The following is a 17304-nucleotide window of genomic DNA, read 5'->3' as shown; positions in this document are numbered from 1 at the left end:
ATATGAGGTGTAAGCGCAATGGATGGAATGGATGGAATGTACGAACAAAATCAAATGCCACACAGTAATGAGGCTGAACAGTCTGTCTTAGGTGCCATTATCATAGATCCAGAATTAATCAACACTACTCAGGAAGTATTACTTCCTGAGTCCTTTTATAGAGGGGCACACCAGCACATTTTCAGAGCAATGATGAACCTCAATGAAGATAATAAAGATATCGATGTCGTTACCATTATGGATCAGTTATCCCAAGAAGGACGATTGAATGAAGCGGGCGGTCCTCAATATCTTGCAGAATTATCAAGTAATGTGCCGACCACACGTAATATTCAATATTATACGGAAATTGTGTTTAAACACGCCACGAAGCGTAAATTAATTCAAACTGCGGATAGTATTGCGAACGATGGCTATAATGATGAACTGGAACTAGATACGATACTTAACGATGCTGAACGTCGTATATTAGAACTATCATCCACACGTGAAAGTGATGGATTTAAAGACATTCGAGATGTCTTAGGTGATGTTTATGAAAATGCAGAACTATTAGATCAAAACAGCGGTCAAACGCCAGGTATTCCAACAGGGTATCGCGATTTAGACCAAATGACAGCGGGTTTTAACCGTAACGATTTAATTATCTTAGCAGCACGTCCTTCGGTAGGTAAGACTGCCTTCGCACTTAATATTGCACAAAAAGTGGCAACACATGAAGATCATTTTTCTGTAGGGATCTTTTCTTTAGAGATGGGCGCAGATCAGTTAGCAACACGTATGATTTGTAGCTCGGGCAATGTGGATTCGAACCGCTTAAGAACAGGTATGATGACTGAGGAAGACTGGAATCGTTTCACAATTGCTGTAGGTAAATTATCACGTACAAAGATATTTATTGATGATACACCTGGGATTCGTATCACAGATATTCGTTCAAAGTGTCGTCGCTTGAAACAAGAACATGGCTTAGACATGATTGTTATTGACTACTTACAGTTAATTTCAGGTAGTGGTTCTCGTTTTTCTGACAATCGACAACAAGAAGTATCAGAAATATCACGTACTTTAAAGGCGATTGCCAGAGAATTAGAATGTCCTGTGATTGCATTGAGTCAGTTATCTCGTGGTGTAGAACAACGTCAGGATAAACGTCCGATGATGAGTGATATACGTGAGTCGGGTTCTATCGAGCAAGATGCCGATATCGTAGCCTTCTTATATCGTGATGATTATTACAATCGTGGCGAAGATGAAGACGACGATGATGATTCAAATTACGAACCACAAACGAATGACGATAATGGTGAAATTGAAATCATTATTGCGAAACAACGTAACGGCCCTACAGGCACCGTTAAGTTACACTTTATGAAACAATATAATAAATTTACAGATATAGATTATGCACATGCTGATTTTGGATAAGGTAAAAAAATAATTTTCTTGTTAATTTCCGTACAATAATACAAATACGTATTTCATTGTACGGTTTTTGTTTGTGTTTATTGCCGTGTATTCGCAGTAAGTATGTGTCCTTATAAATGTAAAAAATGGTCTTAATAATTGGTGTGACTGGATTTAAACTGTATCTCTTTCCACTTTGAACACCATCAAAATTTTCAAAATATAAATAAATTAATGTTCGATTTTTGGTTTGCAATATGGTTGGTGTATTGGTAAAATACGTAATGGTTAATCGAGAAAACTTGGAGGTGCTCATATGTCATCAATAGTAGTCGTTGGGACACAATGGGGAGACGAAGGTAAAGGTAAAATTACAGATTTCTTAGCAGAACAAGCAGATGTTATTGCACGTTTTTCAGGCGGTAACAATGCAGGCCACACAATTAAATTTGGTGGAGAAACATATAAATTACACTTAGTACCATCTGGTATTTTCTATAAAGAAAAATTAGCAGTTATTGGTAATGGTGTCGTTGTCGATCCAGTAGCACTATTAAAAGAATTAGACGGGCTAAACGAAAGAGGTATTTCAACGGATAATTTACGCATTTCAAACCGTGCGCAAGTTATTTTACCTTATCATATTAAACAAGATGAATATGAAGAAGAACGTCGCGGAGATAATAAAATCGGTACAACGAAAAAAGGTATCGGTCCAGCTTATGTAGATAAAGCACAACGTATTGGTATCCGTGTCGCAGATTTATTAGATAAAGAAACATTTGAAAAATTATTAAAAGATAATATTGAATACAAAGGTGCATACTTCGAAGGGATGTTTGGCAAAGCATGTCCAACATTTGAAGAAATCTTTGAAACATATTATGCAGCTGGTCAACGTTTAGCACCATTCGTGACAGATACTGCAAAAGTTTTAGATGATGCCTTTGTAGCTGACGAAAAAGTATTATTCGAAGGCGCACAAGGTGTGATGTTAGATATCGACCATGGTACATATCCATTCGTTACATCAAGTAACCCAGTTGCAGGTAATGTGACTGTCGGTGGCGGTGTAGGTCCAACATTCGTCTCTAAAGTTATCGGTGTGTGTAAAGCCTATACATCACGTGTCGGCGATGGTCCATTCCCAACAGAACTATTTGACGAAGATGGGCACCACATCCGTGAAGTAGGTCGTGAATACGGTACAACAACAGGACGTCCACGTCGTGTAGGTTGGTTCGACTCAGTTGTATTACGTCATTCTCGTCGTGCAAGTGGTATTACAGATTTATCTATTAACTCAATTGATGTATTAACAGGCCTTAAAGAAGTTAAAATCTGTACTGCTTATGAGTTAGACGGTAAAGAAATTACGGAATACCCAGCTAACTTGAAAGACTTAAAACGTTGTAAGCCAATTTTTGAAACATTACCAGGTTGGACAGAAGATGTGACAGGTTGTCGTTCATTAGAAGAATTACCTAATAATGCGCGTAGATACTTAGAACGTATTTCTGAATTATGTGACGTGAAGATTTCAATCTTCTCAGTAGGTCCAGACCGTAATCAAACAAACCTATTAAAATCACTATGGTAAGATTGTAGATTAGATATTATAAAAACCTTGTAGATGTCATCACACAATGAGTGGATGGTACTTCTACAAGGTTTTTTGTTTATCTATATTAATAATTTATGTGATGATCGCGAAAAGTGAGGATTTGATCAACTGCCGTTACGTAACCAGGTTGATTCAAGGCTTGTGTTTGCTTGATTTTTTTAATCTGTGCTTGATAAGTTGCGCGATTCTGTAACATTTCCACAACTTTTGCTTTCAAATCTTCGGTTGTGACAGTTTCAGAATTCAGTTGTTGACCTACGTTGATATTTTCAATTTGTTGCGCAACGAGCGGTTGGTCCGCATTTTGTGGAAAAGCCAATAAAGGCACATCCATTAATAATGCTTCATTTGTACTATTCATTCCAGCATGTGTTAAGAAAAGTGCTGTATGCTGTAATAGTTCTGTCTGAGGTACATAGGATTTCAATAATACATTATCAGGGACTGTATCAAAGTCAGCCGCGTTATTTGCTTCACCAATCGATACGATGACAGATACATCAAGATCTTTTAACGCGGCAAAACATTGATTAAAGAAACCAATATTTTGATTAAATACCGTGCCAAGGGAAACGTAAACTATTGGTCGGCTTTGATCAACTTGACTCATAAAATCCGTTGACTGTGGTTTCATCACAGATGGTCCAACAAAACGATAATGTGCTGAATCAAATAATTCAGGATTTATTTGGAATTTTTCCAAGATATAAGCAATATTGAAATCGCCCGGATTATTCATTGTTTCATAACGTGAGTTAACCTCGACGCCATAGGTTGTTTGAATATGCTGTTGTAAATGATTAAAAGTGTCTTCTACGTCATTCATTTCTGTTTCTGATAACGCCTGTGCATTATAGTTGAGTGCCGCTTCAAACGTTTCTGCAGTATGTGCAAAAGACGTAATCGACGAAATGGTAGGAATATGTAATTTTTGCGCAATTAAGTTACCAAAACTAAACATGGAGTCAGAAATTAAATAATCATAATGTTCATTTTTCGTATCTTCCAAAATCTTTGGAAGTATTACATCCGCAGTATTCAATAAGCCGTTGACGACGTGGAATAAATTGCCAGAGCCGTATGCTGTAAAGCGTTGTATAATCTCATCTGTTGGTAGTGTACGTATTTCCACACCCGTATCTTTTAGCTTATCTTGATATTGATCTCCAATGTAGTAAACCACCTCTTCACCACGCGCCACAAGTTCTTTACACACGGCAATCGTAGGATTAAGATGTCCAATGGATCCTGAATTAATAAATAATACCTTAGCCAATCATAAGCCCTCCTCATATTTTATTTAACTAGTTTATCAAAAAGTATTGAAAACAAAAAAGATTTAAATTTTAATAGTTTTTAAAAAATTATCAATTTCTCATATTTTAGTGACTGAAATGATAAAAATGAATGTGCTGCCATACCAATATGACAGACTTTTTAAGCGTTTTAGCACCGTATTTGAACTTTATACAATTAATATAGAAAATTATACTAATAAAATTAAAAAAATAGCTTGTCATCCGGTATAAGAGTTGATATAATTTATTTTGTGCTTAAGACAGGCTCCTTGGTCAAGCGGTTAAGACACCGCCCTTTCACGGCGGTAACACGGGTTCGAGTCCCGTAGGAGTCACCATTTTTAGGTCTCGTAGTGTAGCGGTTAACACGCCTGCCTGTCACGCAGGAGATCGCGGGTTCGATTCCCGTCGAGACCGTATAAACCCATCCAATAGGATGGGTTTTTTTATGCGTAAATATAGAAATGTATAAGTTTTGCTAGATAATTTTTTATATCATATTGTAATATGGTGGATGAGCAATACTTTATCGTATGTTTTGGTCGGAATCTATTTAATGAATGAATAAGCTTTTGTACAATGAAGTGAAATTTAAAATGAGGAGTAAATAAATGACAAATCATAAGCATATAGAAGAAACAGATTTGATTAACCTCATCAGTGATCGACACCATGACTTAAGACAAAAAGTAGAATATATGACGGCACAACAATTACCTCAGGTTCATTTAGGTAGTGCTGAATGGTATTTAATTATGATCATTAAATATGATCAGCCTACTTTTGCAGAACTCACGCATAAGATCAATTTAACGCGTCAGGCAATCCATAAAGCAGTGAAACAATTAGAACAGAAACAAGTTGTTCAAATTGAAAGTGTGCCCAATAATAAGAAAGAAAAACGTGTAACCTTAACGGAATTTGGTATCATGTGCTATGAGAAATATATTAAAAACAAACAACACATTATTGAACATATTGGTCAAGTGATCGGTGCGTCAGAAGTTGCACATTTAGAGCAATTGTTACAAGCAGACTGGCAATTAGAAAATGATAAGCCAGATGAATAATTAGAGTATATAAAACGATAAACACAACGTTACATACTCTAATTTTTTTGTAATTCATTATTGTCAACTAGGTTGACAATAATGGCGAAATTTTGTTAAAGTAAGTTGGTCAGTCTTTTCGACTACATAAATAGCTAGAGCATTTATATAGAAGATTGTCGCATAATGATGAAACAATGTTGCTTAAAGATGGCTTGAATTCAGGAGTATGTGGCATAAAGTTTCTTTACAAAGGGATCTTGAGTAACATCAAACATCTTCTATATAGCATGCATCATTCTTAGCATAATAAAAATTCAATGGAAATATAGGAATAAGTCATAACTTATGTAGATGAATTAAGTAGAAGAAAGCAATCGATGATTATGGAAACAGTAGTTGATTTGTCTCATCCATACTTAACACTCTCATTTATACTTATACTTCATTTACCATCAAAAAGGAGTATATCAAATGGCAACACAAGTAAACGTAAAAAGCCCGAAAATGTTTGCACTGGTCTTAATGATTGATGGATTTATGGGACTGTTCAGTGAAACAGCACTCAATATGGCATTAACCGATATTATGGCTGACTTTAAAGTATCAGCGGCAACGGTGCAATGGTTAACACAGGGTACTTACTCGTCATGGCTTGTTTAGTACCAGCGTCATCGTACCTTATTAAATGGTTTAGCACGAAAACACTAATTGTTTCAGGTATTTTATTATCATTATTAGGCGTAGTTATTGGCGCGCTTGCACCTAACTTCGGTTTACTATTATTGGGACGCTTGATTCAAGCGTTAGGAACAGGTATTTTATTACCTATTATGGTTACGGTTTTGATGCTTATCTTCCCAATTGAAAAACGTGGTGCGGTTATGGGCATCATGGGACTCGTTATTACAGCAGGACCAGCACTCAGCCCCACACTTTCAGGTGTCATTATTTCCGCATCTAGTTGGCACTACATCTTCTGGATCAGTGCAGTGTTATATTTAGTCGTCTTAGGTTTAGCTTTTACAAATACTGAGAATGTAGGAGAGATTTCGAAGCCTAAAACGATATCCTATCCATTTGTTTATCAACGATTGGATTTGCTGGATTAATCTTCGCATTAAGTTCCATGGCAGAAGTGGCCTTCACAAATGTTATCATTTGGCTACCATTAGTCATCGGTATCCTAGCCTTAATCATCTTTGTTGTACGTCAATTTAAAATTGACTCACCAATGCTTAACTTAAATGTCTTTAAATATCCTATGTTCGTCCTTGGGGCAGCTATGGTATTTATTACGATATTATGTATTTTATCAACAGGCATCTTATTACCCTTATATTTAAAAGGCGCCTTACTATTTAGTTCAGTGATTGCTGGTTTAACGCTATTACCTGGTAACGCAGTCAATTTAGTATTGTCTCCGGTCGTCGGTTCATTGTTTGACCGCTTTGGTGCGAGATACTTCGGCATTATCGGGTATTTATTAATGTTTATCGCTGCAATGACGTTTGCACTTATTATTTCTGCATCCACACCAGTTTGGGCCATTATTCTTACGTTTATGGTACTTTTCTTTGGTATCACAATGGTAATGATGCCAGCACAAACGAACGCTTTAAATCAACTACCACACGATTTATACGCAGATGGCTCAGCGACCATTACGACATTAATACAAGTCGGTGGTTCAGCAGGTACAGCTATCGCCATTACGCTTTATACAACAGCAATGAAATCATTTGGCGCTGCTAATCCGAATGTAAGCCAAGAAATCATACTTTCTCATGGCGTACAGTTTACCTTTTTCTTTATCACTGCATTAACAGTGATTGGTTTTATACTTTCATTATTCGTTAAGAAACAGAAAAGTGTCTAAGCATCCGTTACAGTGATTAGTAAGCTATGACAATGAGGCTTTTCAACATTGAAACAAGCGTTGCGTCGACACGCACGTGATAAATAACGGAATGATACAGTTTTAGATAAATATAAAGCACCACAGAGGGAGGAGCATACGTCATCTAATGCATATTAGGTGACGCGTGCGCTCACTTATTTGTGTTATAAGCAATAAATTCGAATGATACAGGATGATTGTTTAAACTAGGAACACCTATGATGACCCGATGAATACCCATTTAATCGGGATAATGTTATAATTTTACAATATACAATTTTAAATTTTTATTTGGAAAAATAGAATTAGCGCGCCATAAATGGTAAATTGTATTATAGGGAAATGCGTAGAATTTAATGTAAATGTACTACAATATAGAAATGAGGTTTATAAATATGGCTAGAAAAGTTGTTGTAGTCGATGATGAAAAACCAATTGCTGATATTTTAGAATTTAATTTGAAAAAAGAGGGCTACGAAGTATTTTGTGCCTATGATGGTAACGATGCAGTCGATTTAATCTATGATGAAGAACCAGACATCGTGTTATTAGACATTATGTTACCTGGTCGCGACGGCATGGAAGTTTGTCGTGAAGTACGTAAAAAATACGAAATGCCAATTATCATGTTAACAGCGAAAGACTCAGAAATTGATAAAGTATTAGGTCTTGAGCTAGGTGCAGATGACTATGTGACGAAACCATTTAGCACACGTGAATTAATCGCGCGTGTTAAAGCCAACTTACGTCGTCATTATTCACAACCAGCACAAGAAGTTAATGATGCGTCCAATGAAATTACAATTAAAGATATCGTCATCTATCCAGATGCATACTCTATTAAAAAACGTGGCGATGATATCGAATTAACACACCGTGAATTTGAATTATTCCATTACTTATCTAAACATATGGGACAAGTAATGACACGTGAACATTTATTACAAACTGTTTGGGGTTATGACTATTTTGGTGATGTACGTACAGTAGACGTAACAATTCGTCGTTTACGTGAAAAAATCGAGGATGATCCATCTCATCCAGAATATATTGTGACACGTCGTGGTGTTGGATATTTCCTCCAACAACATGAATAGAGGCACATATTAATGAAATGGCTTAAACATTTTCAGTCCTTACACACGAAATTGGTTATTGTCTATGTATTACTCATTATAATCGGTATGCAAATTATCGGTTTATATTTTACGAATAGTCTAGAAAAAGAATTAACACAAACATTTAAAAATAATATTTCGCAATACGCGAAACAAATTGAGATTAATATAGAAAAAGTCTATGACGAAGATAATGCAATTAATGCTCAAAAAGAAGTTCAGAACTTACTTAATGAGTATGCGAATAGACAAGAAATAGAAGAAATCCGTTTTATAGATAAAGATCAGATTATCATGGCTACTTCGAAGCAGTCTACGCGTAGTCTAATTAATCAAAAAGCGAATGACAATTCCATTCAAAAGGCGCTGTCACTCGGTGAAATCAATAGCCATACCGTATTAAAAGACTACGGTAATGGTAAACAACGTGTGTGGGTATACAACCTGCCTGTGAAAACATCAAACGATGGCACAATTGGTGATGTCTATATCGAAGCGGACATCAATGATGTGTATAACCAATTGAGCAATATCAATCAAATCTTTATCGTTGGTACAGGGATATCACTATTGATTACCGTGATACTCGGTTTCTTTATTGCGCGTACCATTACAAAGCCGATTACAGACATGCGGAACCAAACCGTTGAAATGTCTAAAGGTAACTATACACAACGTGTGAAAATCTATGGTAACGATGAAATCGGTGAGCTCGCACTCGCCTTTAACAATCTGTCCAAACGTGTTCAAGAAGCACAAGCGAATACCGAAAGTGAGAAACGCCGTCTCGATTCCGTTATCACACATATGAGTGACGGTATCATTGCAACCGACCGTCGTGGCCGTGTGCGCATTGTCAATGACATGGCACTCACTATGATGGGCACAATGAAAGAAGACATTATCGGTGACCACATGCTTAAAGTGCTTAAACTCGAAGAAGATTTCTCATTAGATGAAATTCAAGAAAATAATGATAGCTTCTTATTAGATATTAATGAAAATGAAGGTATTATTGCCCGGGTTAACTTTAGTACGATTGTACAAGAAACTGGTTTTGTGACAGGTTATATTGCCGTGCTACATGATGTAACAGAACAACAACAAGTAGAACGCGAACGCCGTGAATTCGTTGCGAACGTCTCACACGAATTGCGTACGCCACTGACTTCCATGAACAGTTATATCGAGGCACTCGAAAGTGGTGCTTGGAAAGATGGCGAATTAGCACCACAATTTCTATCCGTTACACGTGAAGAAACAGAACGTATGATTCGTCTTGTTAATGACCTATTACAATTATCTAAAATGGACAATGAATCAGAGCAAATTACCAAAGAAATTGTCGACTTTAATATGTTTATTAATAAAATCATTAACCGCCATGAAATGTCAGCAAAAGATACGACATTTGTGCGTGAAGTACCAACCGAAACCATCTTTACGGAAATCGATCCAGATAAGATGACCCAAGTGTTTGACAACGTCATAACGAACGCGATGAAATACTCTCGTGGCGATAAACGTGTCGAGTTTCACGTGAAACAGAATACGTTATATAATCGTATGACCATTCGTGTGAAAGATAATGGGATTGGTATTCCAATTAATAAAGTAGATAAAATATTTGACCGCTTCTATCGTGTAGATAAAGCACGTACACGTAAAATGGGTGGTACAGGTTTAGGCTTAGCCATTTCTAAAGAAATCGTTGAAGCACACAACGGTCGTATATGGGCAAACAGCGTAGAAGGACAAGGCACGTCAATCTTTATTACACTTCCTTGTGAAGTTCTAGAAGATGGTGATTGGGATGCGGAGTAAAGAATTAATTAAATCGATTATCCTCATCCTTCTTGTCTTAATGAGCGTCGTGTTAACCTATATGACTTGGAATTTCTCACCTGATTTAGCCAATGTAGATAACCAAGGTAGCAACAGCAAAGATTATGAGCCCAATTCAATTGGCAAACCGTTGAATCAAGGTATGGATCAAATCATTACACCCTATCAAGTGGTTCACTCTAAAGGTGACCAGACTGAAGGCATGGAAGCGACAAAGCAAAATATCGAAACCATATTAAAGCCATTAAAGAACCATCGCGTATTGCATGCTGAACAAATGCACAGCAACCACAACTTAATCATTCCAGATTTAACGGATGAGTTTCTCGTACTTGATTTCAGCTATGACATGCCATTAGCAACTTACTTAGGCCAAGCGCTGAATATCGATGCCAAAGTACCGAATAATTTTAAATTCGATCGACTTATCATCGACAATAACAAAGATGGCAATGTGAAACTTTATGCGATTAGTGGCGATAGACATAACGTTGTGCGTATGACCACTTCCGCAAAATTAAATAACATTAAAAAAGTGATGCAATCACAACATAAAAAAATGAATCCATACTCAGAAATCATAACGAATAAAGATACGATTGATAGAGCGACACATATCTTTGCACCAAAAGCACCAGAAGCGATGAAATCATATCATACGATTTACAACCGCATCAGTGTTGATACGATGAACTCTATATTATTCAATGATTCTGTCGTTGTACGTAGTACGAAGAGCGGTACCGCAACCTATAACAATAATACAGGTGTGGCGAATTATAATGATGAAACTGAAAAGTATCGTTATACTAACCTCTCAGAAGATGAAAACCGTTCAACTAACATGCAAGATAGTATACCAAGTACCTATGACTATATTAATAACCACGGCGGTTTTACTGATGATTATCGCTTATTCAATATAGATAATAAAAATGGGGAACTTACCTATCAAATGTTCTTAAACGGTCGTCCAACATTTAACGATGAAAATTTAAACAATATCAAAGTATCTTGGGGAGATAAAGGCGTCTTCAGTTATGCACGTGCATTGCTTAAAGCCAATGTCACAATTGACAGTGGCGGAGACGAAACGAAATTGCCTGGTGCTGAAACGGTACGTTCAGAGTTGGCCAACAACCCAGAAATTAACTTTGAAGATGTGACGAACATGACGATTGGTTACAGAATGGAAGAAAAACCAGATAAAAGTGATATTGAAATTCAACGCAATAGCGAATTTAAACCACAATGGTATGTACAATATAACGGTGAATGGCGTGCATACGAAGATGGGAGGCTAGAATAAATGAACTGGAAACGAGCCAAAACCTTATTTATTTTCGTGTTTATTCTAGTCAATATTAGCTTAGTGATTATTTATATTGATAAGGTGAATAAATCGCATATCAATGATAGCGAAGAAGAAAATGCTGTGAATTTTAAACAAGAAGAAATTACAATTCCTGATAACCTTCCAAGTGTTAAAGGTTTGAAAATGCAATTACTGACTGCACGGTCATTTGATTTTTCATCTTATGCAAAATCACGCTCTGAGATCTCAAGTGAAGATTCCGGTGCCAGAGCAAAAGGCGATATCAATAATGCGGTCGATGTCGGAAATGATCAATATACCGCATTAAAATCCTACGTCAAAGACAATGTCTATAAAGGTAAGAATTACGAAATGAGTAATATTGATAACGACAAAGTGACCTTTGAACAAACGTATCATGACTATCCAATTATGAACAATAATAAAGCGAGACTTGAATTTAACGTCAATAATGAAGGTAAAGCAACGAGCTATAAGCAAACCGCAATGAAATCGATTGCGCCATCAGAAGGTGCGAATAACGATAAGAAACAAGTGAACTCAGCTAAGAGCGCCATAGAAGCACTGTATTATAATCGTTACTTGAAGCGGAATGATGAAGTAACCAATGCACGACTTGGCTACTATACCGTTGTTAAAGAGCCGAACGTACAAGTACTCGAAGCCAATTGGGAAATTAAAGTCAAACACGGCGATAAGATTAAGACCTACTATGTCGAAGCCGTATCAGACAGTCCAAAAATTATTGAAGAATAATGTGGATTACTTAAGCACACCTTTTGAAGGTGTGCTTTTTTGGATTGTTTGAGTTTTATTTAAGAATTTTTGAAAAAGATGCTTGTTAAAATAAACAATATACACAGAAGTGAAGTCAAAAGTATGTTAAAATTAAATACTGTTAATAACGTATTATGGAAAAGTTAAATAACGCGAAAAGATATTATAAAAAAAGTCGAAATCATGTTGATTTATCATTGAGAAGATAATCATAAGATGGTTAATATTTTAGAAAAGTGCAGTATGCTTGTAACTTTTATAACGATATAAGGAAAAGTTATGATAGCGTTGCTGATTGCACTTTACAAATAGCATTAATTAGACAGAGGGCAAGTTGACGGCACATAAACCGTAGTCTGCCCAGCAATAATAACGTTAAACAATGTTTATAGATTAGAAAGGGTGAATCGCTTGATACGTATGAGTGTATTAGCGAGTGGTAGTACAGGAAACGCCACTTATGTGGAAAGTGATAAAGGCAGTATCCTTGTCGACGCAGGTTTGACAGGAAAGAAAATGGAAGAACTATTTGGACAAATAGACAAACAGATACAAAATTTGAATGGTATCTTGGTGACGCACGAGCATTCGGATCATATTAAAGGACTCGGGGTGTTAGCACGTAAATATAAGTTGCCAATTTACGCCAATGAAAAAACATGGACAGCCATCGAAAAGAAAGACAGCAAAATTCCAATGGACCAAAAATTTATCTTCAATCCATACGAAACAAAATCATTAGCCGGATTCGATATCGAATCGTTTAACGTGTCACACGATGCCATTGATCCACAATTCTATATCTTCCATAATAACTATAAGAAATTTACGATTTTAACAGACACAGGTTACGTCTCAGATCGCATGAAAGGCATGATTCAAGGCAGCGATGCATTCGTCTTTGAAAGCAATCACGATGTGGATATGCTACGCATGTGCGGTTACCCTTGGAAGACCAAGCAACGTATCCTCAGCGATATGGGCCATGTTTCCAACGAAGACGCAGGTCGTGCCATGACAGACGTCATCACGGGTAGTACCAAACGCATTTACCTGTCCCATTTATCACAAGACAATAATATGAAAGATCTCGCACGCATGAGCGTCGGTCAATTACTTAACGAAAATGATATCGACACAGAAAAAGAAGTACTTCTGTGCGATACCGACAAAGCCAACGCCACACCAATATATACGTTATAAGGTATAGAGTCCCTAACATCTATGATGTTTAGGGACTCTTAATGCATTAGTATAAGCTAATGTAATCCAATATTTTCGTAGTCCCACCCTCGCAAGGATGAGTTTTTTAAAAGAATGCAATTGCTCTAGCATTTGCATAAGCACTACTAATCTTTATAAATAAAGAAGTAATGCTTTAAAAGCTTTATATAAGCGTATTTAGAAACCAGTCATCTATGCGCATCAATAGACATGTTGAATAGCGTATAAAGAGGGACTATTAATGCATAAGCTAATGTACTGGTTGGTATATGAACAGACTTAACTGGAAAAGTTTAGCGACTACTTAAGGAACTCACATAATAGACATCATTTAAGATACATATTTAACCTATATCTCATAAGGAGGTATAGGTTTTTTGTTAGCCGTCATCATAAATCGTACATGGTTATACAACCCTATGTCTTAACACAGATGAAATATACAGTAATCGAATAAATATAACCAGGGGATAACTTAGCATTTTGTAAGGATTAGACAAGAGTTTTATGAAGAAAAGGTTAAGTTTGTGAATAAGTATGTAAGACAACCGTCAACTTATCCACTGTTTTGTCCAAAGTTATCCAGAGATGTGCACAATTCACATAGAAATACCCACATTATACACAGGGTTACCCACAAATACACAGGTTATTCTTTCTTTTTTGTTGATAAAACGTAAAAATTATTAAAAAGCAGTATACATTACTGTTATAATAAGAGGGAATAGTGTGAATAAGTGTATAACTTGTGGATAAGTCTAATAACTTATACTTTTACTAAACTCGGAGGATAAAAATGAAGATAACAATACTCACAGTAGGTAAATTAAAAGAGAAATACTGGAAACAAGCCATTGCAGAATATGAAAAACGTTTAGGTGCCTATTCGAAAGTAGAAATCATCGAAGTTCCCGATGAAAAAGCACCAGAAAATATGAGCGATAAAGAAGTAGAACAAGTTAAGGAAAAAGAAGGCCAGCGTTTGCTAGCAAAAGTAAAACAGCAGTCCACGGTCATCACGTTAGAAATTAAAGGTAATATGTTAACGTCTGAAGGTTTGGCAAAAGAAATAGAAAGCCGCATGACACGTGGCCAAAGTGACTTTACATTCATTATTGGCGGGTCCAACGGTCTGCATAAAGACGTACTAGACCGCAGCGACTACGCACTATCATTCAGCAAGATGACCTTCCCACATCAAATGATGCGCGTGATATTAATAGAACAAGTTTATCGTGCGTTTAAGATTATGCGCGGCGAAGCGTATCACAAGTGATGCGGTTTTTGATGAAAACAGTATCATTTTGAATTAATATATATTAAAATTTAAGTATTTCATTGATACAAATGAGAAACGTTTATGAGAACTAAAGAAATTTTAGATAAATATGATATAATAGACCAACATTTTATAATTGAATTAAAATAAAACAAGTTTCAAATTCCTCTATAGATTGGCTTGATTAGAAATTTTGAACATATAAAATATTGAGAAAATTGATTATTTAATTAATAGGAAAGTTAAACAACTAACTTTTCCTATTAAAAAGAATAAGTTTTTGACATTATTAATAGAAAGTATTTAAGAAGGAAATATAAACTTTTAAATTTCATAAACTCTGTGGTTAAAGAAAGTTGTAAAAAAATTTCATCAGCTCATATATTTACAAACATTAGTGTAGATTGGCGCAAGTGAAAAGAGAATAGCTGTGAGGAAGATACTAAGAAAGAACGAATACCTAACTGATCTTCTAAAGTTAGCAGTAGTTAATATAGTCGAGCAAGCTGAACTGATGGCAAGTAGTATTATATGATAATGAAAAATATGAATTAGTTATAAATAACATATTACTTTAAAAATATTAGTAAAATTATGAAAAATCAGGAGGTAAATAATGAAAATCACACCCAACACCAAAACTTTAGAAGGCTTATTACAACCAAACAGTGACGTAACTTATAATGTGCCAGAATATCAAAGAAACTATTCTTGGAAAGAAGAACAAATTGAAACATTGTACGCGGATATTAAGAGTGAAGAAAAAGGGTACTATGTTGGAAACTTATTAATTTATACAGATGACAATGAAAATCATATAATAGACGGTCAACAACGGTTAACAACCCTATCCTTATTTCTTTTAGGAGTATTTGAAAATCTGCTTAAATTTGAGAAAAAATTAGATGATACAAATAAACGATTAGAAGTATCTGAACAAATGAGCGATATCAGACGTTATCTTTTAATCGATCGTAAAGATGTAAGATTGAAATTATTAGATAATGACAAGAATGTTTGGAAAAATATTACCCTTATTCTGAATAATGAGGAACCAGGTGGTTGGAAGAAATATACTTTATTCAAGAGATATGATTATATAAGAAGTCACTTGATAGGACAAATCGATAACTTAGAGGAATTGTTAGAGTTCCAAAACAAATTGTCCAATGTTGTTCTATTAGAAATAGCTGTTCCCGATCTAAACGATTCTTATCAAGTATTCGCAAGTCTAAATTCAAAAGGACTACCGCTTACTCCTCTTGACCTACTTAAAAATATTTATCTCTCAAAGGGGGGAGAGATTGAAAAATGGCATGAACTGAAGTCATTATTCGAAAAAGAAGATGAAATTGACGATATCAAATTAAGACAATTTATTCTTAATAATTACGATGGTCTTGAAAATTATGATAACGCGCAAAGCCTGACTAAAGGCAAAATAGTTAAAAAATATGAAAAAATATTTAATGAAAAAAAAGCGGACTATATCGATAGTTTGTTACACAGAGCCCGAATATTTAATAGAATTTCTAATAATGAAAGACAATATACTTATTCTTTATCAGGTTTATCCAAATTAGATGCAACAACTAGCTATCCTTTACTTTTGAATATAATGGTAAAACAAGAAGAATATGAATTAAATGATGAACACATAAATGAAATTATTAATATATTAATAATTCTATATGTAAGAAGAAATATTACTTTGATTCCCAAAGCGTCAAACTTAAGACATGATCTTATGACAATGAAAAATTATATTTATAAAAATGGTCTTAAGTCCAATGATATAGTTGAATATATAAAAAAAGAGGTCAAAAAAATTATACCGAATGATGAACAATTGACTTCTGCGTTAGAAAGTGGAATCTATGATAGGAATAAAAAAACTACACGCTTTATTTTAATAACACTAGAGAGAGTCAAAGGTAACTTTTTTAATAAAGCTAAGAGAGATTCTTTAGATGAATTTACAAATGAAAAAGGTACATTAATATGGTCTATTGAACACATCTTACCTCAAGGGTTAAATTTATCAGACTATTGGAAAGATGTAATAAGCCCTGATGATAGAGAACGGGCTGTGGAAATAAGAGATGAGTATGTCCATAAAATAGGGAACCTTACATTAACTCCATATAACTCAGAGTTAGGAAATAAAACATTTGTTGAAAAATTAAATTTCACAGATAATAAAGATTTAGTAGGGCTTAATTTAGGACTTTATTTAAATAAATCAATTAATAAAAAAAATAGTCAATGGGATATAAAAGATATCCAAGCACGTAATAGACAATTGACGAGTGATGTTATCGCTATTTTCAAATTATGATTCAATAAATATGGACATTAATTATTCCTACTAACTTCTGAAAATAGATGCAAAATCAACAGGATATTTTTTTAGAGAATCGCCGGAGTATACAGTATACGAAAATAAA

The 17304-nt window shown here is 35.1% G+C and carries 11 protein-coding genes, 2 tRNA genes and 1 pseudogene; 13 read left to right on the top strand and 1 reads right to left on the bottom strand.

Translation table 11 applies throughout. The annotated features are described in order from the left end of the window. Positions 1-27 precede the first annotated feature (27 nt). Both dnaB and ACP7BT_RS10385 read left to right on the top strand, forming a co-directional pair. Complete coding sequence (gene dnaB, locus ACP7BT_RS10390; protein ID WP_037537355.1) at positions 28-1428, top strand: replicative DNA helicase; 1401 nt, start codon at positions 28-30, stop codon at positions 1426-1428. A 295-nt stretch (positions 1429-1723) separates the two neighbouring features. After that, positions 1724-3007 (top strand): adenylosuccinate synthase, encoded by a 1284-nt coding sequence (locus ACP7BT_RS10385; protein ID WP_041080275.1) that lies wholly within the window; start codon positions 1724-1726, stop codon positions 3005-3007. Between the two features lie 88 nt (positions 3008-3095). Here ACP7BT_RS10385 and ACP7BT_RS10380 read toward each other — a convergent pair whose 3' ends face one another. Then, complete coding sequence (locus tag ACP7BT_RS10380) at positions 3096-4307, bottom strand: macrolide family glycosyltransferase (protein ID WP_041080274.1); 1212 nt, start codon at positions 4305-4307, stop codon at positions 3096-3098. Between the two features lie 285 nt (positions 4308-4592). On the opposite strand from ACP7BT_RS10380, the gene ACP7BT_RS10375 reads away from it, so the two are divergent. The 11 genes and pseudogenes from ACP7BT_RS10375 (at position 4593) to ACP7BT_RS10325 (ending at position 17195) form a co-directional block, all read left to right on the top strand. Next, a tRNA-Glu gene (locus ACP7BT_RS10375) sits at positions 4593-4667 on the top strand. Between the two features lie 6 nt (positions 4668-4673). Continuing rightward, a tRNA-Asp gene (locus tag ACP7BT_RS10370) sits at positions 4674-4746 on the top strand. 194 nt (positions 4747-4940) lie between these two features. Next, complete coding sequence (locus ACP7BT_RS10365) at positions 4941-5399, top strand: MarR family winged helix-turn-helix transcriptional regulator (RefSeq protein WP_041080273.1); 459 nt, start codon at positions 4941-4943, stop codon at positions 5397-5399. 453 nt (positions 5400-5852) lie between these two features. After that, positions 5853-7257 (top strand): annotated as a pseudogene (locus tag ACP7BT_RS10360) (DHA2 family efflux MFS transporter permease subunit). A gap of 416 nt (positions 7258-7673) precedes the next feature. Further along, on the top strand, positions 7674-8375 hold the full coding sequence (gene yycF, locus ACP7BT_RS10355) for a response regulator YycF (RefSeq protein WP_002481985.1): 702 nt from the start codon (positions 7674-7676) through the stop codon (positions 8373-8375). Positions 8376-8387: 12 nt separating this feature from the next. After that, positions 8388-10220, top strand: coding sequence for a cell wall metabolism sensor histidine kinase WalK (gene walK / locus ACP7BT_RS10350; RefSeq protein WP_037537341.1), 1833 nt, complete (start codon positions 8388-8390; stop codon positions 10218-10220). Next, complete coding sequence (locus tag ACP7BT_RS10345; protein WP_041080270.1) at positions 10210-11550, top strand: YycH family regulatory protein; 1341 nt, start codon at positions 10210-10212, stop codon at positions 11548-11550. The genes walK and ACP7BT_RS10345 overlap by 11 nt, the downstream gene beginning before the upstream one ends. After that, positions 11551-12333 (top strand): two-component system regulatory protein YycI, encoded by a 783-nt coding sequence (locus tag ACP7BT_RS10340; RefSeq protein ID WP_069822125.1) that lies wholly within the window; start codon positions 11551-11553, stop codon positions 12331-12333. It begins immediately after the preceding gene. 423 nt (positions 12334-12756) lie between these two features. After that, the gene (locus ACP7BT_RS10335; protein ID WP_002481989.1) at positions 12757-13557 is read left to right on the top strand and encodes an MBL fold metallo-hydrolase; all 801 of its coding nucleotides are present in this window, start codon (positions 12757-12759) and stop codon (positions 13555-13557) included. An 817-nt stretch (positions 13558-14374) separates the two neighbouring features. Next, on the top strand, positions 14375-14854 hold the full coding sequence (gene rlmH / locus ACP7BT_RS10330; protein WP_041080268.1) for a 23S rRNA (pseudouridine(1915)-N(3))-methyltransferase RlmH: 480 nt from the start codon (positions 14375-14377) through the stop codon (positions 14852-14854). A gap of 619 nt (positions 14855-15473) precedes the next feature. After that, positions 15474-17195: a DUF262 domain-containing protein gene (locus ACP7BT_RS10325; protein WP_052463690.1), complete on the top strand. Its 1722-nt coding sequence runs from the start codon at positions 15474-15476 to the stop codon at positions 17193-17195. The last annotated feature ends 109 nt before the right edge of the window (positions 17196-17304 follow it).

This window comes from Staphylococcus sp. Y174-1 (genome assembly GCF_049897865.1).
GTDB classification, from domain to species: Bacteria; Bacillota; Bacilli; order Staphylococcales; family Staphylococcaceae; genus Staphylococcus; species Staphylococcus saprophyticus.
This window is presented reverse-complemented; position numbering and strand designations above follow the sequence as displayed.